The organism is Candidatus Tisiphia endosymbiont of Piscicola geometra, from assembly GCF_964026415.1.
In the GTDB taxonomy this organism is placed as follows: domain Bacteria; phylum Pseudomonadota; class Alphaproteobacteria; order Rickettsiales; family Rickettsiaceae; genus Tisiphia.
The window spans coordinates 286309-312612 of the sequence record NZ_OZ032144.1 but is presented as its reverse complement, the minus strand read 5'-3'; the positions used below and the strand labels follow the sequence as shown (position 1 = coordinate 312612).

At 30.1% G+C, this 26304-nt stretch carries 18 protein-coding genes and 4 pseudogenes; 11 read left to right on the top strand and 11 right to left on the bottom strand.

Features of this window, described 5'->3' with window-relative positions; all coding sequences use genetic code 11:
• Window positions 1–28 precede the first annotated feature (28 nt).
• A complete protein-coding gene (locus AAGD26_RS01460) occupies window positions 29–2260 on the bottom strand; it encodes a tetratricopeptide repeat protein (RefSeq protein ID WP_341751933.1) in 2232 nt (743 codons plus the stop codon).
• A gap of 685 nt (window positions 2261–2945) precedes the next feature.
• On the opposite strand from AAGD26_RS01460, the gene AAGD26_RS01455 reads away from it, so the two are divergent.
• Both AAGD26_RS01455 and AAGD26_RS01450 read left to right on the top strand, forming a co-directional pair.
• Complete coding sequence (locus AAGD26_RS01455) at window positions 2946–3869, top strand: Rpn family recombination-promoting nuclease/putative transposase (RefSeq protein WP_341751932.1); 924 nt, start codon at window positions 2946–2948, stop codon at window positions 3867–3869.
• A 951-nt stretch (window positions 3870–4820) separates the two neighbouring features.
• On the top strand, window positions 4821–9611 hold the full coding sequence (locus tag AAGD26_RS01450; RefSeq protein ID WP_341751931.1) for a PEP/pyruvate-binding domain-containing protein: 4791 nt from the start codon (window positions 4821–4823) through the stop codon (window positions 9609–9611).
• Between the two features lie 307 nt (window positions 9612–9918).
• On the opposite strand, the pseudogene AAGD26_RS01445 reads toward AAGD26_RS01450, so the two are convergent.
• A pseudogene (locus tag AAGD26_RS01445) lies at window positions 9919–10128 on the bottom strand (transposase family protein); the annotation flags it as partial.
• Between the two features lie 25 nt (window positions 10129–10153).
• Here AAGD26_RS01445 and AAGD26_RS01440 point away from each other — a divergent pair.
• The 5 genes and pseudogenes from AAGD26_RS01440 to AAGD26_RS01420 all read left to right on the top strand — a co-directional run.
• Window positions 10154–10338, top strand: a pseudogene (locus AAGD26_RS01440) (DDE-type integrase/transposase/recombinase); the annotation flags it as partial.
• Between the two features lie 676 nt (window positions 10339–11014).
• The gene (locus tag AAGD26_RS01435; RefSeq protein WP_341751930.1) at window positions 11015–11314 is read left to right on the top strand and encodes a hypothetical protein; all 300 of its coding nucleotides are present in this window, start codon (window positions 11015–11017) and stop codon (window positions 11312–11314) included.
• A gap of 507 nt (window positions 11315–11821) precedes the next feature.
• On the top strand, window positions 11822–12001 hold the full coding sequence (locus AAGD26_RS01430) for a hypothetical protein (RefSeq protein ID WP_341751929.1): 180 nt from the start codon (window positions 11822–11824) through the stop codon (window positions 11999–12001).
• 162 nt (window positions 12002–12163) lie between these two features.
• A complete protein-coding gene (locus tag AAGD26_RS01425; protein WP_341751928.1) occupies window positions 12164–12577 on the top strand; it encodes a helix-turn-helix transcriptional regulator in 414 nt (137 codons plus the stop codon).
• 6 nt (window positions 12578–12583) lie between these two features.
• Window positions 12584–13825, top strand: a complete 1242-nt coding sequence (locus AAGD26_RS01420; RefSeq protein ID WP_341751927.1) for an MFS transporter — start codon at window positions 12584–12586, stop codon at window positions 13823–13825.
• A 112-nt stretch (window positions 13826–13937) separates the two neighbouring features.
• Here the strand turns inward: AAGD26_RS01420 and AAGD26_RS01415 are convergent, their stop codons facing one another.
• The 5 genes from AAGD26_RS01415 to AAGD26_RS01395 all read right to left on the bottom strand — a co-directional run bounded on the left by AAGD26_RS01415 (window position 13938) and on the right by AAGD26_RS01395 (window position 15471).
• The gene (locus tag AAGD26_RS01415) at window positions 13938–14084 is read right to left on the bottom strand and encodes a hypothetical protein (RefSeq protein WP_341751926.1); all 147 of its coding nucleotides are present in this window, start codon (window positions 14082–14084) and stop codon (window positions 13938–13940) included.
• Window positions 14085–14261: 177 nt separating this feature from the next.
• Entirely contained in the window at window positions 14262–14468 is a 207-nt protein-coding gene (locus AAGD26_RS01410; protein WP_341751925.1) for a helix-turn-helix domain-containing protein, read from the bottom strand.
• The gene (locus tag AAGD26_RS01405; protein WP_341751924.1) at window positions 14440–14814 is read right to left on the bottom strand and encodes a recombinase family protein; all 375 of its coding nucleotides are present in this window, start codon (window positions 14812–14814) and stop codon (window positions 14440–14442) included. The genes AAGD26_RS01410 and AAGD26_RS01405 overlap by 29 nt, the downstream gene beginning before the upstream one ends.
• Window positions 14814–15203, bottom strand: coding sequence for a type II toxin-antitoxin system VapC family toxin (locus tag AAGD26_RS01400; protein ID WP_341747761.1), 390 nt, complete (start codon window positions 15201–15203; stop codon window positions 14814–14816). Before AAGD26_RS01400 ends, AAGD26_RS01405 begins: the two co-directional genes overlap by 1 nt.
• Window positions 15196–15471 carry an AbrB/MazE/SpoVT family DNA-binding domain-containing protein gene (locus AAGD26_RS01395; RefSeq protein WP_341747762.1) on the bottom strand — a complete coding sequence of 92 codons (276 nt, stop codon included), beginning with the start codon at window positions 15469–15471 and terminating at the stop codon, window positions 15196–15198. The genes AAGD26_RS01400 and AAGD26_RS01395 overlap by 8 nt, the downstream gene beginning before the upstream one ends.
• 413 nt (window positions 15472–15884) lie before the next feature.
• Between AAGD26_RS01395 and AAGD26_RS01390 the strand changes: the two genes are divergently transcribed.
• Window positions 15885–18173: an ankyrin repeat domain-containing protein gene (locus AAGD26_RS01390; RefSeq protein ID WP_341751923.1), complete on the top strand. Its 2289-nt coding sequence runs from the start codon at window positions 15885–15887 to the stop codon at window positions 18171–18173.
• A gap of 307 nt (window positions 18174–18480) precedes the next feature.
• Here AAGD26_RS01390 and AAGD26_RS01385 read toward each other — a convergent pair whose 3' ends face one another.
• Entirely contained in the window at window positions 18481–19941 is a 1461-nt protein-coding gene (locus AAGD26_RS01385; protein ID WP_341751922.1) for an alkaline phosphatase family protein, read from the bottom strand.
• A gap of 987 nt (window positions 19942–20928) precedes the next feature.
• Here AAGD26_RS01385 and AAGD26_RS01380 point away from each other — a divergent pair.
• Window positions 20929–23175, top strand: coding sequence for a tetratricopeptide repeat protein (locus AAGD26_RS01380; protein ID WP_341751921.1), 2247 nt, complete (start codon window positions 20929–20931; stop codon window positions 23173–23175).
• 284 nt (window positions 23176–23459) lie between these two features.
• Window positions 23460–23846: pseudogene (locus AAGD26_RS01375) on the top strand (helix-turn-helix domain-containing protein).
• 291 nt (window positions 23847–24137) lie between these two features.
• On the opposite strand, the gene AAGD26_RS01370 reads toward AAGD26_RS01375, so the two are convergent.
• Window positions 24138–24644 (bottom strand): pyrimidine dimer DNA glycosylase/endonuclease V, encoded by a 507-nt coding sequence (locus tag AAGD26_RS01370; protein ID WP_341751920.1) that lies wholly within the window; start codon window positions 24642–24644, stop codon window positions 24138–24140.
• A gap of 128 nt (window positions 24645–24772) precedes the next feature.
• Here AAGD26_RS01370 and AAGD26_RS01365 point away from each other — a divergent pair, with 128 nt between their 5' ends.
• Window positions 24773–25120, top strand: coding sequence for a helix-turn-helix domain-containing protein (locus tag AAGD26_RS01365; RefSeq protein WP_341751919.1), 348 nt, complete (start codon window positions 24773–24775; stop codon window positions 25118–25120).
• Window positions 25121–25138: 18 nt separating this feature from the next.
• Here AAGD26_RS01365 and AAGD26_RS01360 read toward each other — a convergent pair.
• A pseudogene (locus AAGD26_RS01360) lies at window positions 25139–25318 on the bottom strand (IS5/IS1182 family transposase); the annotation flags it as partial.
• Window positions 25319–25545: 227 nt separating this feature from the next.
• Window positions 25546–26199, bottom strand: coding sequence for a queuosine precursor transporter (locus AAGD26_RS01355; RefSeq protein WP_341751918.1), 654 nt, complete (start codon window positions 26197–26199; stop codon window positions 25546–25548).
• Window positions 26200–26304: the final 105 nt, after the last annotated feature.

The window sequence follows — 26304 nt, the reverse complement described above, 5'->3', positions numbered from 1 at the left end:
TGTTTTTAAGATGTAAGAACCTTAATGTTTAATTGTTCTTGCTCCACAAATCCATGTTATATTGTGTGCAATATTCAAACATATCAACTGTGTTAGGATGGTGTATGCCAAATTCCTTAATTTGTGGCTTGCCAAAAAATTTATAATTATATAAATCTTTGCTTTTACAAGCGGCCTTTGATCCATGATTATACAAATCACTTACTTGGGCAATATTCTTGCTTTTGTCTTTATATAAGTAATGATATATGGTAAAAGCTTGCTTGTAAGATTCTATTGCTTGTTTAATATTATTTTGAGCAAACAAAATATCTCCTTGTACTAAATAACTTTTTGCTAAATTTAAATCTTGCAAATAATATGCTGTCTGAGTTTTTTTATATTCATTTGTTGAAAATATTGCCATAGCTTTATTAATGTGTTTAAATGCTTTATCTACTTTACCTAAGCCTAGCTCACTTTTTGCCATTTGTGTATAAATACGGCTAAACACATAGCTCCCTTTTTGTATAGATTTTTGAATGTCATATAATTGTCTAATTTGATCATAAGCTTCTTGATATCTACCAAGACAATTTAGTATTACTGCTTTACTTAAATAACTACTAGTAAAATATGCACTATTAGGAGATGTGCCATTTTTTATGCCAAGTTTAATAATTTTATTATAATAATCTAAAGCTTCATCGTATTTGCCGTGCAAAAAAGATAAATAGCCTTTTAAATTATACATAACCGATATATTCGATTCATTCACTCCTAGTTGATCCATTTGCTTTATATATTGTCCAGTAATTTCAGTATTGCCTAAAGATGCATGAGATCCTGCTATATTTGAAATAAGACTAAGTTTTGTGAAACTGTTGTCATCATTAATTTGATCTAAAACTTTTAATGCTCTAGTACTATATGAAATAGTTTCTTCATAATTTGTCAGTAAAGCATTATATACTGATATGATATGCAAGTACCTAGCATAACGCTCTTTTTGGTATTCAGACATTTTATGTAGCTTAAATTCTTTCTTTTGATCTTTATGCTCAAACCAATCGACCATTTGTTTTGCTTTATAGAAATTATGAGAATTTACATATATAGAAGATAATTTAGTTCTCAAATCAAGCATTGAATATAAATCTATATGGTATTTTCTAGAATTATTTAAAAGAATAGTTAAATTCTCGACTATAGTATTTGCCGTCATCCAAGAATATTGGAAATGTATATTGTTTGATTTGGGAAGTTTAATAATAATATTTTCTAAATATATTTTATTACGTTTATTACCATTTAACTCCATTATTTTATTACTAATTATATCATGCATCTCAAAAACAGGGTTATCTTCGTTAGAGTCAATATTGCTAATTAACATGAATTTGGATAATTGATATATATCATCATTGAGAGTATCAGGATTATCAGTGATAGCAGTAAGTAATTGTTTTGAGAAACTTTGATTGTTCAGTAAGGCTATTTTGTTAAGTAACTGGACTGTACTAGGTTTTAGCTCCTTAATGACCATGTTAATATTGGTTGTTATTTTGTCAGTTGATTGGTAAATTTTCTTTTTATACTCCTCTTTATCTAATCCTTTGATTTTATTAAGTAATTGGACTCCTTGCACAATAAGTATTGGATACCCTTCAAAAGATTTGATTAAAAATTCCATGGTATAGTCATCTTTATTATCCAATAAATTACTAGCTAAAGCTATAATAGTCCTCTTATCAAATAAAGTCATCTCTATCGCATAAGGTAAAAGTTCTATATCTTGAGAGCAGAATATCACATTTCCATTATGTTCCCAATCAACAAAATCTTGCACTTTTGCATTTTCATTCACTTTTAGATTATCAAATATTAACAACCAATTATTAATAGAAGTTAAATATGATAATACCTCCTTCTTAGCTGAATCAGCATTCTCGGATATATTAGTCTGCCTAGTACTATTTAGCTGCTTAGCTAACTTAACAAATTGTTCGTTAAGATCAAGGTTGCAATCAAAAAACCAAATAAGGTCGTAATTATTTTTATTTTCATAACTATACATCCTAACTAGCTGAGTTTTACCTATTCCACTGATACCTACTATACTTGTTTGCTTATATTTACTTAAATTTTCCTTAAGAGTCTTAAGTTGTTGCACATGATTTACGAAATAACTAACAGGAGTAATCAAATTACTCACTTGTTCTTGAGCAAAAATATTACTATAAATAATTAGTAATACGAATAATGTTAAAAATTTTTTCATCCACTAAGCCTCTGTGTAATCTATTTTATTAATTTCCTTGTAGTATACTCTATTTTATAGAGCCACTAATAGATATAGTATAATTTTATAGCAAAAATTTTACTATTTTCTGCATAAATTAAGATATTTTTTATTCACATGGTTAAAGCAACAGGAGATAGAGGGTGTCTTAATACATCTATATTCAGGGAATGAAAGTAGGTGGTTTTTAGAAATATATCTAAAATTATCAATATCCGACGCTCATAAAGAATATGAAAATGTAATTAAGAAATTCCCAATTTAAAGTAAAGTAGGTGGCTGGTTGTTCATTTTCTGACACTCTATCTAGTCCCAAGGGTATCTATTAATTTATAATATGATTGATACTATAAAAGATTCAATTTGCTGTATACTCCTTTCTAACAAAAGAGCAATTAAAATCAATTTATTGCAAGCTTTTTAGTGGAGAAGATGGTAAAATAATATTAGAGGATTTAGCTCAAATGAGTGGCATATATCGCAGCAATTTTGTTCGGCAAGAAAGTGAGTACACTGCCTTTTTGAAGGACATCGGGCGTTGTTCCTATATATATGCTCGCAGGTTTCAGAAGATGATGGAGTTGATAATATCGATGGTGCTAAAAATACTAATGAATTAGATAAGTAATAACGATATTTAGTAACAATTAAGAGGTTATGTTATATGTTTTTATCAAAGTTTCTTGATCCTAAAAATGATTTTTGTTTTCGTAAAATCTTTGGTACGGAAAAGAACAAAGATATACTTGTACATTTTTTAAACGATGTTCTTAAGTGTAAAGAAAATGAGCAAATAATTGAGGTGACGTTTTTACCAACTATCCAAGACCCTGATATTGCTATTTACAGAAAGTCTATTGTTGATGTGTTATGTAAAGATCAACACGGTAATCAATTCATAGTAGAGATGCAGGTAAGTAAGCATCCAGGATTTGAAAAAAGAGCCCAATATTATGCAGCTAAAGCATATTCTCAGCAAAGAATTGAGGAAGATGAGAAACACAAGAAACTGGCAGTATACGCTAAATTAAAAGGAGTAATATTTTTAGCTATAGCTGATTTTGTGATGTTTGAAGATAAAAAACATTGGAAATCAGAACATCGTCTTTTAGATACAGAGAGCTATGCCCATGATTTAAAAGATTTTTACTTTGTTTTTTTAGAGCTTGAAAAATTTAAGAAAACTATAGATGAGCTAAAGACTATTGAAGAAAAGTGGATGTATTTTTTAAAGCATGCAGGAGATAGTAAATTAACATTAACAGAAATAGAGCATTTAATAGGTAAGGATGAAATTATTAGAAGAGCCTTTGAGGCAGTAGACCAAGCTAGCTGGTCAGAGGCAGAACTTAACACCTATGAGCAAATGACCAAAGCTCGTCTTGATAATTTAGCGGTAGAACAGCAGAAAATTGTAGATGCTGAGGCTAGAGGTGAAGCTAGAGGTAAAATTGAAGAAAAAATAGATACAGCAAAAGAAATGTTAATTGATAATGAGCCAATAGAAAAAATAGTTAAATATACAAAACTAACCATTGAAAAAATAAAACAGTTAAAAAAAGAAATAGAAAAGTCAAAAGAAGAGTAAGTCGATAAGCAAAGAAGTAACTGCTAATAATTATGAAGCTAGCCCTATTTCCTCTAGTAATGACTGGCTAGCTAAATAACCTTGAGGAAATATAGTTGAGCCCATAGGATTGGGTGATAAAGAACATAACGATTGTAAGTTGTCATTATTCCTAGCCGCAGCGGGAATCCAAATACCTGCTTTCGCAGGTATGACACAAAGTTTGTATCACCTAATTCAATAGACCTCCTTCGAAACTCTACTTCTGCTGGTGATTTGAACAATGATGCGGCACTCGAATCCGTAACGGAATTAGAGTCCGCTGCGGTTCGAGGTGAAGCGTCTCCTTCACACCCTTGCGCACAAGCGAGTTTCGAAAGAAGTCTATTATTGTTATAGTTCGGGGCTAAATAGCTATAGTAAAACTTAATTAACTTTTCTATAACAAAATTTAATAGTTTTCTCCTTATGATGAATGTGATTTAGTTCTTGTTCAAGATGTAGTTTTTCTGCTTGTTGTTTTGCCTTGTTGCAATAATTAAAGGCTGTTAAAAAGCGTGCAATAATGACCCGTTAAATGGATTAATGACGTACTACTTTTCCCACTTCTTAGGTGGGTCATTTTTCAACGCTTATTGACACACCTCAACCCTTATATCTTTATATAATCCTTCTACACTTATAGCGAACTCAGGTTAAGTAATTGATTTTAGCACCTCTGATAATTGCCATTTCTTCTAACTAGTTATAGGATTTTGTCAAAACTTCAGATTTTAGAATGTTATCGACATCGTAGAAAATAATACTTGCAATCCAAATTTAAGTTAGTATAACCCTGGCTAGAAGCAAAATAACCGTTGCAAACGGTTATTTATTTTATAAATAAAATCTATAAGGTTGTCTATGGCAAATAATTAGTTAATAAGATTTTTATAAGAACAACGTAATAAATTTATGAAACAGGCGTGATTTATGACTAAAACAACATTGAAAGATATCCAAAATAGTGGAGTTTCTTTAAGTAAAACAATCCCTCAATATCCTAATGAAGTGAAGAAAGCAGCTATTATGTATGGAAACAAAGCTGCTAACTTAATGTATTTAAAAGAGAAATTACTTCCAGAATTCTTAATACAAGCTGATAATAATGACAGTTTTGGTATAAAAATTCAAATACCAGAATTTCTAAAATTTTCACATGATACAATATTTAATTATTTGAAATCTCATAACGTAGATATTGAACAAAACTGGTCAAAGTTTGTTGAATTTTTTAACAAACAGTCTAACAAGGAGACTATAGACGATAACGCTAAACAAACTCTACAGGATATTAAGGACAGTATTAAACAATGTTTCTCTGAAAACACTATAAATTTGGATGGATTAAATAGTTTTATATCAGATTTAGGACCAAACTCTTATGTAATGTTCAGAAGTACAGGGCACGAAGATTCAGAGGAATTTGCAAACCCAGGTGGAAACATAAGCTCTATATCTAGCTCTGTTTTTAGTGAAATAAATCAACCTATTGCTGATGTAATAGCAGGTTATTTTGATGAAAAATCTCTATCACAGCGGTTAAAAGCTGGTGATGATATTACAAAATTGCCATTTGTACCTTTATTAGCCCAATTGATGATTCATGAAGAAGATGAATCTATTGTTGTTTCGGGAGTAGCGTATAGTGGTCGTGGTACTACTACGATTAATGCAGCTTTTGGTCATGGAGAATATGTTGTAAATAGCAAAGGTCCTTCACACAGTTTTTATATTACTGAAAACAATATGGTCTATCCAACAAAGAGTCCTCAAGATTATCGATTACAAGCTAAAATTAACAATGGAAAACTGTCTTTAGACACAATAACTAATACTAATAATACAAAATATGCTGATAGTTTACCTGCGCCAGTTTCATTATATTTGCACAAATTTGCACAGTTTGTCAAAGAAAAATATAGTGGTATGGAAGTGGATGTAGAATTTGTTTATGATCCTAAAGATAACAAAATATCTATAGTGCAAGTACGATCAAAACCTGATGGAGATCGCACCCTACAACAGCCCTCAGCATTAAGTCCAGAATTTCTAATAGAAATTGCTGAAGATGGTGGTAAAATACTAAAGGGTAGCACAATCACACAGGATATCAATAATTGTCAATTAATTAAAGAAGCTAAAGAAATTTTAGTTTTCAACAATATAAATGAGGCTTTAGGTGCATATCTTTCTTCAGCTAATGAGGTTAAGGCTGTTATTATACGAAATGACGCTTCACCTAATTCTCATGAAGCAGGAGAATTTGCTTTCAAGGGAATACCAGTAATTAGAATTAAGGATCTCGATAAGGTTAAGGAGCTAGTACAAGAGTTGAATGTAGGGAAGCCACTAGTTGTAGATCCACAGCATAAATATATTGTTCAATTACCAAGAGCATATGAAACACTTACATACAAGAATCTACAAAAGGACGGGTTTATAGTACCTGGTATCTTTTCTTCTACTTTATCACCTCATGTAAGCCCATATTCGTATAAGCTTAAGCATGTTGACACTACTAATGATGATGTTATTAACACTGATAATGATAAACTAGGTGATCTAGTGGTAATGTCAAACAGCCCGGATGAGAGCCTTGCACAACAAGCTTCAACTAACTTATTTCAATTATTGAAGACATTAATTTTTAAAAACAACACTACAAAAAGTGCTGGTACATACGCAGAAATTCTTGAAAAGCTAGACTGTTTAAGTAACCCAACATCAGCAAATATTAACGAGGTTCAAGAAATATTTAATACTGCTTATAAATTGAAGAACAAAGGATTGATCTCTCAAGAATTGTTTATACAGATATCACTATCCAGTGCTGAATTAATTATGTCTATTAATACATATAATAGCACCAAGAATGCAAAAACATCAAATGCAGAACAACAAGATCTTATAACAAACTATTTAAACATTCATCAAAAATTCCAAGGGCTAATTATCACAACATTAGGTGATAATGATGTATTATCTAGTTCTTTGCTACAAGACTTAACCACAACTCACCATCAACGAGAAACTGCAAAAATTCTAGAAGGTTTGGGATTAAATTTATCTACTAATCAAAAAGCTTATTTTAACGAAGTAACTAAATTAGCAAAATTTTTTATAACCGATAATGATAAGAAAAATTGGCGAGAATTTTGTATAGACTTGGCTAAAGATAAAGAAATTTTCTTACAAGCTCTTGGAACACTGGTAAAAGAAATAACAATCCTAGATATTCCTGGAGCATGGTGTAATACTGAATTTGTTGATAGTTATAAGGTAGAGAAAAATTCTAGAAAGCTTTTAAAAAATCTATGGTCAAAGTTAGCTCATATTGTTGAAAACAATACTAACAGTATAGAAAAAATTAATAGTTTGATCCAAGAAATGAAAGAAAAAGTCGTTGATTTCCGCGATCCAAGTAAATTTGACACTATATATGAACACTTTAAGTCTACAAGAGAAAAGATTGAAGAGCTATTGCCAAGACATGAGGATTCTAAGGATTCTATAATGAATCTTATACTTGCAAAACAAATGAATGATTTTGTGAATGTTTTAGACCTGAGCATAAAATCTATGTCAACATCCTCAATATATCAGGACAAGAACCAACAAGTATCTAATTTTAAGCAAATGCTACAGGACATGTTTGAGGTGGCAAAAAGTTACAAATGGATCGTCAATACTAATTCAGATGATTTGAAATTGATTACGATGCATATAAGAAAAATGTTGCACGGTTCAAAAGAATACAACTCATCAGATCTCTCTCCATCAAATAAATTTAATGTTAATATAGCTATGATTAGTAGTGGGTCAGAGCTACAAAATGTATTAAAGTTATGCACAACCTTAGTAGATGTTTTTACCTTACTTCATCAAGTATTAATAGACTTAAGCAGTAAAGCAACAAAATGGCATGATAATATAGATTCTCCAAATCTACTGAAACATATACATGAAGAACTATTGTCTATAAGTAACTTTGGCTATATTACTAAATTATATTATTCTAATATAGTTGGAAAAAAATATATAAATCATTACAATATTGTCTTAGATAATCATTCTGCCTCAGTATCAGTGGTATACAATATCGATACTAAAGCTACTACATTAAAATTTACTATAACAGGGATGAATGCTTTCAAGAACCGTTGGGATGAAACAGCCTTGTTTAGTGCATTCAGTCTAGATGTACTTTCAGAAATAGAAATACTAGACTATCCAAAATCAGACGATGACTCATCTGAGTTTAAAGTATCATTACAAGATCAGAATGAAGTACATTATGTTAAAGAAATAATCGTTGCTGGATTAGAACGTTCTTGTGAAGGACGTAATGGAGGCGTTACAAAACATAATGAAGAAAGTATATTAATACATTATTTAAAGGAGTTCACCTCACTACAAAATTTAGAAAGCATTAAAGCTCAAGAAGATAGTAAGATAAAAGAATTCCAAAAGAAATATATAAAAAACCTATGGTGTAATATTTACAAATCAGAATTAGCCTATTGGCTTGAAGAACAAGGGTTAGGCCTAATAAATTACTTAACTCACAATTCTAAACTACTAGACGACAATCTCACAAGCCTGTTACAATATCTTATAAAATACAGTCCAAGAAAATTTACACCAATAATACAACAAAAAATTAAAGAAATTTTAATCAACAATAATATTGTTAAAGATTGGAGTGAAGAATATATATATAATATGTCTGAAGTTCCGTCTGATCAATTAGTAGAATATATTACAAAACGTCCAAATTCAATATGCAGTGCTACTGTTAAAAAAGATTTAAAAGACTATATAACAAATAATCTTGAAAAAACAAATAATCTTGTAGTTTTGTTATCATTATGCCAAATACCTCAAATAAATAACGATGAGCAACTTGCGAATCATCTTCAAACTCTACTATTTAAAACCCAAGAACACAATATAGATGATTTGGTAAAGTATGCTATTGATAATCCATATTCCATACAGAGTTATCATTTTCGTAATACTTTAATTAAACATTTAAAGAATAACCTGGAAGATATTCCTAAATGTGCGGAAGTATTTAAGTCCAATAAGGTTTTATCACGCGAATGCGAGCTTAAAGAGTTCCATGAAATATATATAAGTTATTTATCGCAAAAAGAAAATGGTTTGTTGGATTATATCAGACTATATCCGAAAGATTTAGAAAGCTATAACTTACGCGACTTGATTTTGCAAGAACTAGACAATAATTCGGTAGAATTAAGTACAGTAAAAAGATACCTGGATAATAATGAAAATACAAATCCATTTTTCAAGATAGAGGTAAATAGCAAGTACAATAAAAACCAATTTCAAGCATTAAAAAACAGCGGGTTAGGACCTGAAGAGATTTTAATTAAATGCCCAAAATTGTTAGCAGAACCGTACATTGATCCAATAGATTTTTGCAAGTTGCGATCATTATTAGAACGATCGTCTCTTGATACTCAAAAACAGTTTACTAGTCAAATATCAGTATTAACAATATCAGTATTAACAAAATTATTTGTTAGAAAAGCAGAGCTAGATTTCTTTACATGGCTTACCTCTACTTTTATACCAGAACTAGAGGAAAAAGCTATTATAGAGCAGCGTTCTGATATTAATCATGAGGACTCTTCTGACAATAACCTGGTGTTACCTTTATCAGGCGAAGAAAGTTTTTTCCCCACAGAACCATGGTAATTTAAAAGTCACAATTAATAACTGAGAAACTATACAAGATTAAATGAAACCAATATTATTTTTGTATAGAATAAAGAGCTTAAATGCTACAATCAAAAGTTGTCAGGTCACGATTGTTAAAAAGTGTGCAATAATGACCCGGTAAATGGATTAATGTGCGTTGAAAAATGACCCATCTAGCGGGTAATTTTTAAATGAAGATTAATCCATTATTATCAATCTATACTCCTATTATTAATAATAGGAGTATACTGCAAGTAAACCCAAAATAAATGGAGAATATATAATAGACCTCTTTTAAAACTGGTTAACGTAGTTCAAAATTATAAATGTCAGAGAGCAAATTAAATCTAAGACCGAATCTTTTACGTCTATTTCGATATTTGTCAGCAATAATTTTGAACCGTTTTAGCATACCAATAACGTTTTCATTCACAACTCTTTCTCCTGCTAACCTACGATTATTCTTTTTATCATTTTTAGTTAAAGGATTTTTCTTGCTTTTTTTCTTTGGTAATTCAGTTCGTAGGAGCAGAAGAGTATATCTGAATAATATAGCTGAACAAGAGTACCGCTTTATCAAGAAACGAGCTAAGCCAATGCTTGGTTTAAAATTTTTCGTTCTGCTGTGGTTACTATCACTGATATAGAAAATATTCGTATGATTCAAAAAAGACAAATTACTGGAGCTAATAATAACCTCAGCATCCGTAATGGAAGTCAATAAAAAAATAATAACTTAACATAAATTTTCATTCCAAGAGGAATTATTTTTGTTCCCTGGTCTGTGGCGTAGTATTGCTAGAGCTAGCAAATACTTTACACTCGTCAAGTAGTGTTTTAAGATTGACATTTATGTCTTCTAACTGAAAGGTAGCATGTAATATATGATGTTCTTTCTTAACTGTACTATTAGCTAGCTCTGTACTCTTTTGATATAGAGCTACTATTTCATCTTGTGCTTTGATGTAGACGTTAGAAAAATTATTGCAAATAACCTTGATGTCACTACAGGTTGATCTGATTTGATTAAGCCATTTGACCGAGAGTAGTATTAATCATATCTGTCCAATGATTAGGCTAAATACTCCAATGACCAAGGCTAATATTTGGTAATTCATGTTCTACTTCCTTTATTTGCTAATGTTATGTTTGTCTGCATAGCCTGTTGTAAGCCTAGATAAGGTCGGCTGATTGATTGCTGCTATAAATATTTATTTTAATCATTTAGTAAATCCTATTTATTACTTTACTTAATATTCAAAAAAATATTATTATAACTTACTAACGTGTTAATTACCACGGTATTTTTTACGGTATTGATATAAGTTGATTCTTTACATATTATTTATGCATAAAGTTATTTATCCGATAATAAAAAAAATGGTTTTGAGATATAAATTATGGAATTTCAAATACAGGATTTATTAGGAAAATGCTCTATGTCACATGCAACTGTTAGGAGTGTAATTAAAAAGTCATTCTTCTTTTTTGTTATAGTTTGGTTTGTATTTGCTTATAGTAGTGGGACATTAGCAGCAGGAAAGAATAATAATATAAAAGAATACGGGATTGTTATATTACTAGAAGAAAAATGTGTAAGAGTAGCTGAAAAACTAAATCAGGATATTGCAAAAATATTAAGTCATTTAACTAATGTTAAAAATTATTGGCATGTTACCTTAATATCACGGGGCATATGAAACAAAAGATATACAACAAATATATAACAAAATTAAAGGACTAAAACTCCAACCTTTTACCTTAAACTTTAGTAAAATTTACTCTACTGCAGATAGGTGGGTAGACTTAGGGGCAGAAAAAAATAAATATCTTCAAGAATTACACGCATCAATCGTTCATTTAGCTAGCCCTTTCCACAAACATCCGTTAGCTCGCTCTAAAGATGTTTATAAAGATATGTCAAATGTTCAACGTGAACAAGTCGATAATTATGGTGTTAGTGGAGTTTTGGAGTTATATAATCCTCATATGACGTTGTTTTACCAATACCCCACCAAGGCTTGAATTACAGGATACTGCAAAGAGAGTAGCAGTTTCTTTCAAAGAAAATATGGTATGTAAAGCCTCCAAGATTATTATAGGAGAACTAGGATATAATGGTAATATTGAAAAAATAGTTTATAGTGTAGAGGTGTCCAACTAAGTATCCAGCTAATTATAACAACAAAATATTCGTGTAACAAATTATGTTGAAGCCTGTCCAAGATAAAAGCTCAGTACAAAATACATCAATCATTTGTACTAAACAAAACGATTTAAAATCTGAATTTGCTTCTATAGTAAATGTACCTGGCTTTGTTATCGCTAAAGACATCAATTCTAAGTATTCCGTTATTAGTAAAGATTATGCTCTACTACTGGGTTAGAAGAGTCCAGACCACTGCGTTGATTTAACAGATTTTGACATACCTTGTGAAGCCGTAAAAGCAGCTGAGCAATTTATAACCCTTGATCAGAAAGTTATCGATACTACTAAGGCGATATTAAGCTTATATATTTGCAATTATTCATCTGGCTGGAAAACCTTAATGAGTCATAAGATCCCCATACAACAAGAAGATGGGAAAATCACTGGAATATTTGGTCAAGTTATGGACATATCTAACACTAATATGTTTAATTGGTATCTAGCATTAAATCAATTTGATAAAAAATTTATAAATTCGCAGGATAAACCTATAATTTATATTTTAAATCAGGAGCATTCTCCTCTTCCTTTAAGCAAAAAACAACAAGAATGTGTATTTTTATTGTTACGTGGTAAATCCATGAAAGAAATCGCCACTATATTAAACCTGTCAGTACGTACTGTGGAATCATACTTTGCGATAATCAAATTAAAGTTAGGGTGCAGTAATAAATCTCAACTTATAGAAAAAGCAATTAATAGTGGTTTCCTACATTACATTCCAAATAGTATTATTCCTGTGTCTACAAAATAGGTTTTTATGAAAAAAATTGTTTTGACCTGTATGATTGGCAATGCATTGGAATGGTATGATTTTATTTTATATGCTCAGTTTGCTTATATACTTAAACAAAAATTTTTGCCAGATAGCTCTATTAGTGAAATACTGACTTTTGCAATATTTGCAGCTGGGTTTGTGGTAAGACCTCTTGGAGGAATTATTTTTGGTAATATTGATGACAAATTTGGGAGACGTATTTCCTTGGTTATAGGTATTTTGACAATGGTAGTTCCTACTACCATAATAGGATTACTACCCAGTTATAATTCAATTGGTTTAGTTGCTCCAATAATTTTAACTCTAGTACGATTAGTTCAGGGATTTTCATTAGGTGGGGAATTTAGTGGTTGCGTTATTTACCTTACAGAACATGCACCAGCAAATAACAGGGGTATAATTGGAAGTATTGTATATATTAGTCAATGCTTAGGGATGTTGTTAGGGATAATAATTGCTTATTTACTCAGTTCCTTGTTATCAAAAGAAGATTTATGGTCTTTTGGGTGGCGATTACCTTTTATTAGTAGTTTTTTTGTTGGTATGATAGGAATGTACATAAGAAATAGCATATCAGAAACCCCAATATATGCCAAGGTAAGAGATTGTGGACTAGTCTTACAATACCCTTTGCGAGAACTACTATTAAACTATAAGAAAAAACTTTGGTTAGCAATAGGTCTTTATATTAATGTTACAGCACCTTTCTATGCTGCAACTATTTTCATTCCAAACTACATGTTAACCCTTGGATATAGCCAAGCTGAATGCTCAACATTAGGAAGCTTAACTTTAGTTACCATGATCATTACTTTTCCTATTACTGCCTACATCTCAGATAAGATAGGACGCAAACCTGTAATTCTTTTCAGTTGCCTAGCACTTATAATACTCACCTACCCAATTTTTCTCATGATAAATACTAAATCTTATTATCTTGCAACTACAGCACAAATTTTATTTGCTGTAATAGTAGCATTTCATATGGGTGCAATACCAACGATTCTAGTAGAACTATTTCCAACTAGTGTTCGTTTTACAGGAGTAGCACTATCATGCAACATAAGTGCAGCAATATTTGGAGGGACAGTCCCTATGATTGGTGCTTGGATATATCAGGTTACAGGAGATAGATTAGCGATGTCTTATTATTTAACCTTCCTAGCTATTTTAGCTATTTTTATAATATTTTTTTACAAAGAAACATATAAAAATATAATATAAGTTTTAACGACACCGTCAAATTAACTGAAAAACGCCTAATTTTAACAAAATTTTCGGTCTGTAAGCAGCATAGTATCGTTTACAAAATACTCATTTTTTGTTAAACTCAAGTTTAAAGGAATACCAATGCCGAATTGGTATAACTTGCCACATGAGATTTAGCTGATTCAATATGAGCTATAATATTATCAAGGAGTTTCTTTGACAACTTGCTTTCTAGTATAGTATTGTTTTTTATAATTTGATTTGTATCTATCACTGTGCGTCCTAGTATTTAGTTCTCATAATGATTGGAGGCGGAACTTTTGCTGTCAAAAAATAGTAAAAGTTAGAACTATTATAGGAAATATAATAGCATCAAAACGATAAAGTGACAACTACAAGAATGAAAAGAGAACGAGTTTCCACAAAATCTATCCAACCATTACCGATAGCCCTATTGAGTATATTTTAATTCACGATATATTGTAGACTGCCCCATTTGTAATTGTTTTGCAGCGTTAGTAGGGGATATTCCGGTTTTAATTAATCTTAATGCTGCATCAAGTTTTTCTTTATCTAAGTTAGGACGCCCGGGAGTTTTACCTTTTAAACGTGCAGCATTGATTCCTTCCTTAGTGCGTTCTGAAATTAGTCGTCTCAAAATGGGCAATAGCACCGAATACATGGAATACAAGTTCTCCAGCAGCAGAAGAGGTATCAATCTTTTCTTCAAGAGACATCAAACCAATCTTATTTTTCTTAAGATACTCTACTGTTTCAAGCAATTCTTTTAAACTGCATCCCAAACGATCGAGTCGTACTATACAAAGTAAATCATTGGGTCTAGCATAAGCAATTAATTCCTCCAATCCCGGACGTTCAAATATTCTACCACTGATAACATCTTCAAATATTTTAATAGCTCCCGCTTTTTTAAGACGGTGTCTCTGAGAATCTAAGTCTTGTTGTTGCGTTGATACACGTGCATATCCCAAAATATCAGTCATTACCTTGCCATTATGAATTCAATATCAAGGTCAACTTTTTGCCATATCTTATCACAAGTAAGTATAGGGTAATTTTTAAACATTGCTAAAGCAATACACCCCCTATCTCCTAAGGATAGACCATACTGTTTTGTCTTTTTGATTATTTTTGCTGTTATTAATGCTTGTTCTTCGCAAAAATCTATAATTTTGATACCGGAAAGCTTTATCAGGTTTCTACAGTCGTCTTCTGTTAAATTTTGTACTTCAATACAGTACTTGTATACTTCCGCAATATTTACACTTGAGATTATTGCATATTTCATATGCTGCCTTATGGATTCATATCCAAGTTCTTTTGCAAATAGCATTATAAGAGCAGAAGAATCAAACACTATTTTTTTAGCCATTTTTTACACTTCTATTTTCTTCTATTTGGTATTCTTCATGCTTTCTGTTTATAAAATCATCTAGCACTGAATCTTTTCTATTATTTTGGTTTTTTGTAAAGATTGCATGCATCTCATCTATTATTTGGTTAGCATTAATTATCTTCACCTCATTTTCATAAACTTCTAGATTAACTTTATCACCCGGTTGTATATTAAGCCTTTCTCTTATTTCTGATGGAATCAATACTCTGCCATGTTGATCCATATTTGTTATTAATTTTTCCATATTCTATACCAAATACTTGTTTAGGTCACTTTATCATTTATTACTATATGTCATTTAGATAAATTACGCAATAAATTTATAGATTATGTCATAAACTATATTCTTAGCACCTCTTAAAAACGACCATTTTTTAGGAGACCATTCAAAATCAGGGGCAAAGCTAAATTTTGCTAAAAATATGCCTAGCTTTTTATAAAAATATATTACAAAATGAATCTATAATACCTGAAACATATTTTATCCTATTTGATGTAACTGATAAATTGCTTTTATATGTCTGACAATACTAAGATTTACCAATTTAAAGTACATCTTAAAGATATAACGCCAATGATTTGGCGTAGTTTTCTAATTCAAATTTAGTTTTGCCCCTGCTTTTAAATGGTCTGTAAGGAATGAGGATATAGAAAGATATGTATAAAAAATTGAAGCGTCTTATTAGTGGAGAAAAAAAATCATCTCTAAGAGAACAGTTGTTAAATGCAATTCAGGCAGAAGATAAAACACAATGTATAGAAATTGTTAGTAACAACGAACAAAATCTAGAAAATTTAGATTTGTCAAAATGTCAACTAGCTTTACTTAAGAATCTAACTGACAACCAAAATCAAGAGAGTCACATATTTTCTGATTTCAAACAATCATTTGTAGATAGATTATCTGTAGAGCATATACCATCAACATTTTCAAGACAGATAAGCACCCCTTCTGGAGTATCTGTTGTACCAAAGAAAGTTGTTACCCAAAAAAGTGTACCTTCTAGTATTCCTATTGTAGATACATCACTGTCAGAGCTGGTAAGTATAAGCTCTAGAGCATCTTCTGTGCAAGAACCATCTTTAAATCATGACTTTATAGATTCTATGATATTGTATAAACTTATACAAAAGAATGATACTCATGCACTAAATGTATGTTTAGGACGTAATATTGATCATAATATTGTAAGGAGTATATTAGATACAGCAATAAAGCAAGGTAATGTAGAAATAGTAGAATTATTATTAGGGTACTACATTGATGTTAATGCTAGAAATTCTTCAGGTAACACTTTATTACATGTAGCAACACAGAATAACCAAAAATCAATAGTAAAGTTATTATTAAATATTGGTGCTGATGTTAACGCTAAAAGAACTTCTGGGGAGACTTCATTACATATAGCAGTAAAATCAAATAGTAATGAAATAGTAGAGTTATTATTAAATGGTGGTGCTGATGTTAATATTGCGTTCTTACACAATTCTCCCTTGTATACAGCAATATCTAATAATTCTACTGAGATAGTAGAATTATTATTAACAAAATTGCAAACAGTAACTAAAGAAGAATTATTTAAAGCAGTAAAAAATGATAATACTCAAATAGTACAATTGTTATTACCCAAGATTACTAATATTGATATTAATGCTATAAATTATAGTGGACGAACTGAATTACACATAGCATCATCTGATGGTAATATTAACATGGTTAAGTTTCTGTTACAACACCAAGCTAACCCTAATACTAAAGATAATAGGCAAAAAACACCGTTGGAATCAGCAATATATCATGGTCATTTAAATATAGTGAAGTTGTTGTTTGATTACAAAGCTCATGATGACCTCACACATTTATTAGTTACAGCAGTAGTGAATGATCACAATGAGATTGTAAAATTTTTGTTAGAAGAAAAAAATGCTAACCCAAGAAATGCAGAGTGCAACGCAACGCCCTTATTACATGTTATGATAACAAAGGGTAAGATTGATATTGTAAAGATGCTAATAAAACATGATGATAATGTTAATGTTGCATATCATAATGAATATCCAATAGATGTTGCAATAAGAGAAGAACAATATCAAATACTGGAGTACTTGTTAGAACATAAGGATAAGATGGATGGATATTTTTATGCGGTTGACTTTTCTGATCTCTTATTATCTAAGGCAATACATAATGACTGTCCTGAATTACTAGATATTTTATTGGAGAAACAGCACCAAGAGGTTAATTCTTTATGCAAATATAAAGGTGGTCCATTTAATTATTCCTCTTCTCTGATACATATAGCTGTGTACTATGGAAATTTAGTACAACATCTATTAAATAAAGGAGTTAATATTGATTTAGTAGACGAAAATGGCAATACTGCGGCACACATTGCAGTAATGAGAGATAATATTGAGATATTTAAGATTTTGCTAAACAAAGGAGCTAATATTGATATAAAAAACAATAATAATATATCTGTTCTAGATTTAGTTAATAGTAGTAACAATCAAAATTTTGTTGATTATAGACAAGCACTTGACGAACTATCTGCATGTGTTATTCCTATTATAGTTGATGAAACACTGTCATTAAATACTTCACATAGAAATATTTTGCAACAATATCAAGAGGTGAGAGAAAATTTATTATTTATACATTATATAAAACAAGGACTAAAAGCTAGTGAAATTGATAATACAAGTGATATTAATAATTTATTGGTAAAACTAAATAATCGTATTAGTGATTCTTATTTTCAGATTACTAACGTAGTACAGACAAAATGTGTTTTTGAAGAAGGATTCGAGATGCCTACGGATGTACTAGTTAAGGTTTGTAGATATTTAAAATTAACTGATATAATTAAGTATACAAAGGCTGTTTGTACAAGTGATGTAAGTAACTTAGGAGCATGCTCAGACTTGATATTATTTGATTCGTGAAAATTGAAGTTATAAGCACCAAACAAACTGCTGTGCATTTGTAATAACATAAACTTTAAAAGTTGGCAAAACCAAACTTCTATCTGTAGAAAATCTGGCATTAGAGGTTCTACTTTGTATGATACTTTAAATCGCTTAGATTCTTTAAATAGTAAATCCTAATAGTCTAGTTGTTTTATGGACATTTTAAGTCAAAAACCTTTGCTCATGCTTGCAAAGAAATTAACGCTAACTATGACATAGCTATATCTTTTTTGACTATACCTAATTTTTCTAACATTTACAACTGATGTGAACCGTTTTATTTTTAATTTGATATTTTAGATTTTTCTTGTTCTACTAACAACTTAAGACATTTTTGTATATATTGCTTATAATCATCTTTAGTTTTTAATCCTAATTTAGAGTAACCATTAAGCTTCAAATCTTGATTAGATATTAACTCAGAATGTAAAGATTGAGCTAGTGTAACTTGCAGATCGTAAGGTACATCAGGTAAATTATCAGAATAGTCCTGAGAAACAAGTGGAGTAATACCAGCAAGAGCATCATCTGTACGTGGAATCTCTAAAGACAGTATATCACCAATATCTTCTGCATCAGCATCACGCTTTGTTAACGACGGTAAGTTCCATCTTTTTTGAATAGTTTTTAAAATGCTAGTATGATCAAATGGTATATTTCCTTTAGCTCGACATACTGTACCAGGTTGAATTCTAGGAGAAATGGCAATAGTTGGTACTCGCACTCCAAATCTGTTAAAATAAAAATTAAATTCCGCATTATAACCTATATAATGATCTGGAGGAGTAGCATTATTTGTTGGAGCTACATGATCATAACACCCGCCATGTTCATCATATGTGATGATTAATAAAGTATCATTCCAAATTGGGCTATTACGTAGCGTATAATAAACATCATACATTAATTTTTCTCCTCGAGATACATCAAAAGTACCAGGATGCTGATCATTAGCTGATTTTCCAAAACCTAGATCTGGTTCCAACCATACATAAGATGCTAAAGTCCCATTATTAACAGCTTGTTGAAAATCTTCAAAAACTCCAAAATGATCTGGTGAAGCACTTTTAGTATCAGGATACATGGATCTTGCAAGTGGATAATCAGAATCATACCCGTATATACTCCAACTAATGTTATTCTTTGATAATAATCCAAAAATAGTAGGAGCATTAAGTATAAACTTGGTATTATCTAAATAACCGTTAGTAGTACCAGCACAAGCAAAGTTCCTATTAGGAAAGGTCTGAGATGGAGCAGAAGCAAACCAATGATCAAAAACTACATATTTTGTTGCAAGAGTAGAGATAACTGGTAGAGTTTCAGGGGTAAACATGCCCATAATATTTGCTTCAACTGTTCCAGCTATATGCGAATAGCCATCTACTGCAGATTCTAAGATAGCAACACCAAAATCCTTAACAAAGCCACTATTGTTGATATTTATATTCTTAGTAGAAGATTTACCAAATAATTGTACATTTGTATGCCAATATCCTTCTCCCGGATCAGATCCAGGCATAGTATGCCATTGATTACGGTCAGGAGTAATTTTAAATACATTTACTTTATTACCTTTTGTATCATAGTTAAACTCATTACCAGTTAATCCTTCAAATGCTTGACCACTAGGAGATTTATTTCCTTGATCAGTATAGAGAAAACCTAACATATGATCAAAAGAACGATTTTCCATCATTAAAACTATAATGTGTTTTATTTCATTTAAAAAATTATTACTCATAGTAATCCTACATTGTTTAATTTATATTTCTTACTTAAGATCAAGAATTATTTCGAAAAAATAATAAAATCCTTGTCAATGCCTGTAATAGTAGAGATAAAGGCAAGTCTGACCCACTAGCTAACATTTTTTTGGCTATTTCAATAGTTTTATTTTTTACTCATAGCGTCCTATAACTTTTTAAAGAGAGAGGGAAATGAGATGTAAAAGGCATAGTGAAGTAGTATAAACTGTTGGCTAAACTTTGCGTAGATTGGATTCCCACCAACTGTAATTTACCCACTTTGCCTAGCACCATCATCTTCTAACTCTTTAATCTGATCGAATTTCATTACTACTCCAAATCAGATATTTATAACAGCATTCTACATCATTGTCTAGTTTCGAAAGAAGTCTAATGAATCATCCACCTAACCCTCATATCCTAAAACTAAACACTTAGTTAAGTCTATCCATTAAAAATTATAAACAAAATTGCTGCTATTAAAATGCAATATAAATATATCTGTATTCAATTCATATTATAACTGACAAAATTCTTAAATTAACGCAAGTTGCCAATTAATTGCTAAGCACAAACCTGAATTTCATCAAACCTTTGAAGCTAACTTATAGCATTAAAATGTTCAAAATTAGCTATATTTTGAAATATAGCTAATTATAATAAACATTTTAACTACGACTCCTACTTGTAAACCGCTTTAAATAAGGGCTTACCTGTATAATTAATTGGCAACTCGCGTTAAATTAGATATATTTCTAAAAATCACCTACTTTCATTTCCTGAATATGGATGTATTAAAGAGTCCTCTATTTCCTGTTGTTTTAACCATGTGAATAAAAAATATCTTAATTTATGCGAAGAATAGTAGAATTTTTGCTATAAAATTATAGTATATCTATTAGTGGTTCTATTAAAATATAGTATACTAAGCATTTACAATTATTAAAGAATAATTACGGAATAATTATGCAGAAGCTCAGTGTATGAAAAAATTTTTAACATTATTCATATTACTAATTATTTATAGTAATACTTTTGCTCAAGAACAAGTATCTAATTTAATCACCCCAGTTAGTTATTTTGTCAATCATGAGCAACAACTTAAAATTCTTGATGAACATTTAAGTAGATATAGACAAGCAAGTATAGTTGGTACTAGCGGTATAGGCAAAACTCAACTGATTAGGATGTATGGTTATGGGAATAAAAATAATTACGATATAATTTGGTTTTTTGATTGTAACTTAGACCTTAATGAACAATTTGTAAAATTAGCCAAGCAACTTAATATGGTTAAACAAACTAATATATCTGAAAAAGTTGCTTTGGCAAAAAAAGCAGTAATATCATATTTAACCCCTACTGATAAATGGTTATTAGTGTTTGATAATTTAAAAATTAATGAAAATAAGCAAGTGCAAGATTTAGTTGAATGGGAACATAATGGTCATGTCGTGTTTTGTTCGCAAGATAATGAAAAGTTACCTAATATTATAGCAATGCCCATACTTGATGAGTCTACTACTATAGCTTTAGCTAATAACTTATTGGATAATAAAGATAAAAACAGTATCGAATTTTTAACGCAATCTTTTAGTGGTTATCCAATATTGATAGTCCAAGGAACTCAATTACTTAACAAAATTAAAGGTTTAGATAAAGAGGAATATAAAAAGAAAATTTATCAATTGACTGATAAAATAGCAACAAATATTAGCATGGCTATTCAACAATTAAATCCTAGTGCAGTAAAATTACTTAATAAAATAGCTTTACTAAATAACCAAAGCTTCTCGAAACAGCTGCTTACCATTATTACTGATAATAAAGATACTCTTGATGATGATATATATCAATTATCTAAATTTATGCTAATCAGTAATATTAATCCTAACGAGGATAATCCTATTTTTGAAATGCATGATATAGTCAGTAATAAAATAATGGAACTAAATGGTGATAATAATAAAATATATTTAGAAAATATTATTAGCAAATTACCTAAATTTAAAGGGTCTTATTCAGGATATTTATGGAAAACCTCACAGACTATACTAGAAAATTTAGAAATTCTTCTCAAAAATGTCGAGAAATATAATATTAACATATATGAGATGCTTAGTTTAAGAAGTGAATTATTTTCTCTATATGTAAATATTTGTAATATTAGCAAAGCCGAACAAATGCTTGATTGGTTTAATCAAAAAGATAAAGAATTTAAATTGTGGCAAATGTCTGAATCCCAAAAATTGTGTTATGCTAGGTATTTAGGAATGATAGGAGCATATTATCATAGAATATTAAAAAATTTTGAAACCTCTATTATTTATTATACTAAATCATTAAAGGTTTTAGATAAACTTGGTGAAGAAGTGAATTATTATATTAAATTGAATGTTCTCTATAATATATCTATGGCTTATATAGTTTTAGGTGAAATTAAATTAGCTGAAGAATTTATTAAAAAGATAGAAAAACTAGTAAAATTAGGAGGAGTAATACAAGAAGATGAAATATATACAATATATATTGTAAAAGGTATATTATTTGGAAGGCAAGGTCAATATCAAGAAGCTTTAAAGTGTATAGATAAAGTTATTGAAATGTTTATAAAAAATGGATTGCATATTAATGACCCATATGCTGTTACAGTTTATGTGTATAGAACAGAGATATTGAGTTTTCTTGGTAGATATCAAGAAGCTTATACTCAAGCCCAACAGATATATGATATGTATAAACCTCTCAAGCATAAGGATAATGAAGTATTTGCATATATTTACATAGAAATGGCAAGAAGTGCATTAGGTTTAGATAAAGTAGATAAAGCTTCTGAATACATCAATAAACCTATCCACATGTTGTTAGCACTGGAAAACATAACCCCTGAGAAAACAAATTATTCTAAAAATCCAAGCTTAGCAGCTGGTTATATAGTACAAGGTGATATTTTGTTTGCTCAAGATAGGCTTGAACAAGCCATAGAATCTTATAAAAAAGCGTTTGTTATATATCATTATTTATATGGGGATAGAAGTAAAAATATTGCTCAAGTAAGTAAGTTATACAAGAAAGGAGCAAAAGCTGCCTGTAAAAGCAAAGATTTATATAATTATAAATTTTTTGGCAAGCCACAAATTAATGAGTTTGGCATACACCACCCTAATACAGTTGATATGTTTGAATATTGCAAACAATATGACATGGATTTGTGGAGCAAAAATCATTAAGGATATCTAAGCTGTGTGATTTATATAGGACTAAGGATTAGATTTTAAATAACTTACTAAAGATGGGTTGCTATTTTTAGCCTTACCACAATTACGATTATAAATTTGGAGGAATTATGACAAACAACAAATTAGTTATATATCAAAGAAAAAAATAAGGTTACTTTTTATAATAATAAATTAAATTATTGACACGCTAAGTAACTTGTCGTAGCATAATCTAGAAAACTTGAAGAGTATAATGAAGGCTTTTAAGATATGATATAATCAATGTTAAAAAAATGATATCAAGAAAAAATGATTGTTTACAGAAGATCGATCAACTTATTGGAGAAAAGATTTATTCTCTAAGACTTGCTAAAGGGGTGTCACGACAACAACTAGCGGATATAGTAGAAGTAAAAGGGCAGCAGTTATAAAAATACGAAAGGGGCATTAATAGAATATCAATAAGTAGATTAGTTCTTGTTGCTAAAGCACTAGATAAAAATATAGAGTATTTTTATAAAGATTTAGAAGATGCTGATACTATACAACCAGTATTTTTTGAAAATCAGCATATGTACATAGAGGTTTCAAGGAATTTTATAAAAATTCGCAGTTCAGAGCAGCAGCAAGCGGTTAATGCATTGATACGATCTTTAATTACTAAAGAAGTTGAAACATCATAAATTTATAATAGACTTGCTGCATAAATCAAAGATAGTTGAGGGATTTTTAGGAGAAACGAAGCCGGCTACCTTCGCGTACACAGACGTACGTGAGGAGCGGAGGCGAGTTTCGACGACAAAATCACCAACTAGATTGACTTATGCAGTAAGTCTAATTAGTAATAGTGCTTGAAAAACAAGATATGGAATAAGAGAAAGCGATAAACAGACACAAGATTTACAACAACTAAGTATTTTTATAAAATTAGGCAGTGTAAAGGCATGGTTAGCTGCGTAACATCAGTTAATAATTTATTTCTGAGTATACCACTTTGGAATAGAACGATTTGTCCATTTTGGTTTTATTATATCGTTATTCCATTTTACAGTTAAGTATTGCTGATATGCTTTAAAAATATTAGAGTGATTAGAAAAATCAATTTGTAAATAGTCTGATTTAGTGCAATTGACGAATGGTGTCATATTATTATCATCGATTAAATGCGAAGAATATTTAAGTAAGTTGCTGATTAATTGTTGAGTTTTATGTTTCTTATGATAACGATTTGTATATTCATGACAAAGAGCTATAAGATGTTCAGAAAGCCAAAACCAGTTATTTCTATTTGAAGATGCCCAAATAGTACAAGGGTGTTTCAAATGGGTAGGTTTATAAATATCAGGATATACAATTTGACTATTGCAGAAAATAGCAGTACTAAGTAATTGAGCAGACTCAACTATCATTTTTAGGACTCGTTTATTATCAAGTGCCTGTGCTGATAATATTGGACAAATATTAGTAATAAAAATGTTCATATATGTGTGATTTATAGACCTTGTTACAACAGAAATGTAAGATAAAATAGTATCTAATTATTAAAAAACTTGATTACTACAGCTTGTTATAATAGGAATTAAGTTAGGGACTTACAAGGTCATTTGTAATGGATGCTAAGATTAAGTTGCGTTTGAGTTGTATTAAGTTATATAAACAATTAGAGCATGCAGGAAAGGTATGCGAACATTATGGTATTTCACGCTTTACATTACGCAAGTGGTACAAACGCTATGAAGTATTAGGTAAAAATGGTTTGTGTGATATTAGTAGTAAGCCCAAAAACTTTCCTTTTCAAAAAAGAAGTGAAGTTGATGAAAATCTTATACTAGACCTCTTTCGAAAATCGCTTGTGCGCAAGGGTGTGAAGGAGACGCTTCACCTCGAACCGCAGCGTACTCTAATTCCGTTACGGATTCGAGTACCGCATCATTGTTCAAATCACCAGCAGAAGTAGAGTTGCGAAAGAAGTCTATTCTAAGGCCATCAGCAACTGTTCCTCCAAATTGAGCTTATTTTTACGCCCTCCTTTTGATTTCTTAAGACCATCAGCTTGCCTCAAAATATCCACCATCTTTGAGAATGTTCCCTTCTTTACTCCTGTTAATCGACGAAATTTTTCATCCTCTAACTCTTTAATATGTTCGAATTTCATTATTACTTCAAATCAGATATTTATAACACCATTCTACATCATTGTCTAGTTTCGAAAGAAGTCTAATAATGATATGCCTTTTATGTTACACGAATATCTTAATGATTTTAATTGGACTATGCTTGAACTAATGGCTTAAGAGCAGGAAATTGAAATTCTTTGGCATAGTTTGCAAAATAACTTGTGTAAGATACGAGAACAATTTATAGGGGAATAAAAATATAAAATTAACTTTTATATTTAATAACATATTTTATTATGCTAACTCCTATGTAAAATAAAGGAGTACTACATATTGTGAAGAAAAGTTTAAATAAATAGCTGTTCACTATAAGTGACCACATACGATCTATTGGTAGAACTCCAAATATACTCATGAAGCTAATAACAATACAAGTATCTACAAATAGCGAAATTGCTGTACTGCCATTGTTCCTAAGCCATAGCCATCTAGCATGAGTAACTTTACGTATCCATAAATAAATTGTAATATCAATGAGTTGAGCAGTGTAACAGGCAATAATTGAACCTATGAAAGCAATACTATATAACCCAAAAACCTTATGAAAAGTTATATTATCGATTTTAGACCATTCTGTGGCATTTAACCTATCCATTATTGCTATAATTAATACAACAATTATATTCATAGCTAGTGCAAGTTTAACACAGAAATTAGCTTTGGTTTTCCCATAAAATTCAGCAATTAAATCAGTAAGTAAAAATGTTAATGGGTATGTTATTGCACCTACAGAAAGTTCAAAAGTATAAAAAGGTAATATTGGTAAGAAAACAAACTTTTGATATATTAAATTACCTGTTACAATGAGAATTGCAAATAATACGCATATAGTAATATAAATTTTTTCATCTATGGTCATGTTTTTGGAATCATAAATTAAGAATATTTTGGGTGAAAACTATATTAAAATAAATAAGTCTACCTAGAATTCAACTTATAAAATTATTTATATATGGTAAAGCTT